2 protein-coding genes are annotated in these 1,294 nt (G+C 49.3%); both read right to left on the bottom strand.

The features are described from left to right. Positions 1-283: 283 nt before the first annotated feature. Complete coding sequence (locus J3352_RS14110) at positions 284-727, bottom strand: hypothetical protein (RefSeq protein WP_005936652.1); 444 nt, start codon at positions 725-727, stop codon at positions 284-286. An 11-nt stretch (positions 728-738) separates the two neighbouring features. After that, a complete protein-coding gene (locus J3352_RS14105) occupies positions 739-954 on the bottom strand; it encodes a hypothetical protein (protein WP_156067587.1) in 216 nt (71 codons plus the stop codon). Positions 955-1,294: the final 340 nt, after the last annotated feature.

The following is a 1,294-nucleotide window of genomic DNA, read 5'->3' as shown; positions in this document are numbered from 1 at the left end:
AATTCTATTTGCAGGAAGAAAATTTGGAGAAGATCATTGCGGAGATGGGGTAAAATACACTGGAAATTCACAAATAGCGTATCATCGCTACTCCGAACGCTCTGTAATTTTGGCACCCGCTCAGGCTGCTATTAAAAACCCAAGAGCATAAGGATTTTATGGCGAATTATCGTTAAAAATCAAGCATAAAATAAGGCTCACCGCCAATTTTAGCGGTGGGCCTTATTTGTTTGCTCATGTATGAGGTGAATTGCGTTTAACACGGGGGCGCTTCCCAGAAGCATCACAGATACACCTCCACAGTCAGGTCGATCCACGCTGCACGGCGGAACTGGTGGGGCATCTTGTTGGCTTCTCGGTAACGCTTGGCGGTTTCAAAGTCGATGGTGAAGGTGAGGAGGGGCTTTTCCGATACAGCCATCAGATTGGTGCGTTCCTCTTTGGACTTCTTGCAGCCGGTGTTCAGCTTCCAGCGGTAGGAGTAATCGGCAAAGGGGGTGACCACTTCAACGAACTGGTCGATCAATTCGGGAGCAAGACGGGCACCGTGCACATCGACCTTCTGAGAGAGAAAATCGTAGATTGCTTTCAGGTCCGAAGAAACCGTCTGCGGTTCGGGCGCAGGGGAGAGGGCTTTCAACTCCTGCTCTAAGCGGGCAATCTCGTCATCTGCCTGTTTGCAAAGGGCTTGATATTCTTCTCGTGGCAGTTCGCCGTCTGCACGCATGGCAGCGTAGTTCAGCTTGCGTTTTTGATTTTTTCGATCTGGCTCTGAATCGGTGCAGCGGACATTCGTGTGGCGGCTTTTCCGTTCTGGCAGCTTTCGATCATCTTGCAGGCACGGAGAATGGCTTTATTTTGATTGCCCCAGACCTTTTCAAAGATCTTCTTCGCCATCAGCTCCAGCTTCCACTCCGGGATAGAAATGGCATCACAACTGAGCTGTTCGGTCATGTTGTGCTCCAGAACGAAGGAACGGGTCGGGTTGACAGTTCGCATATTGCATTGGTAGCCAAAGACCGGCGTTCCGTCCTTCAGTTTACGCCAGTTGAAAATGCGGTAGGAAGAACCGCAGCGGCAACGAAGTTTTGCGACCCATAAATATTTGGTGCTGTCAATGCCCTTGCGTCGTGTTTCTCCATCAGGAAGACGCAGATTGACAATACGGCTTTTACGGATGCGCTCACATTCATGCCAGAGGGCTTCTGATACGATGGGTTCGAAGTTGCCTTTTACATAGACGAAGACTAACTATTAAAAGTCAAGCCCTAAAATGAAAAAATCCGCCAACCAT

It is taken from the genome of Faecalibacterium sp. Marseille-Q4164 (assembly GCF_017377545.1).
GTDB classification, from domain to species: Bacteria; Bacillota; Clostridia; order Oscillospirales; family Ruminococcaceae; genus Faecalibacterium; species Faecalibacterium duncaniae.
Note: the sequence above shows the minus strand (reverse complement) of the source record. Positions and strands in the feature narration are given on the sequence as shown.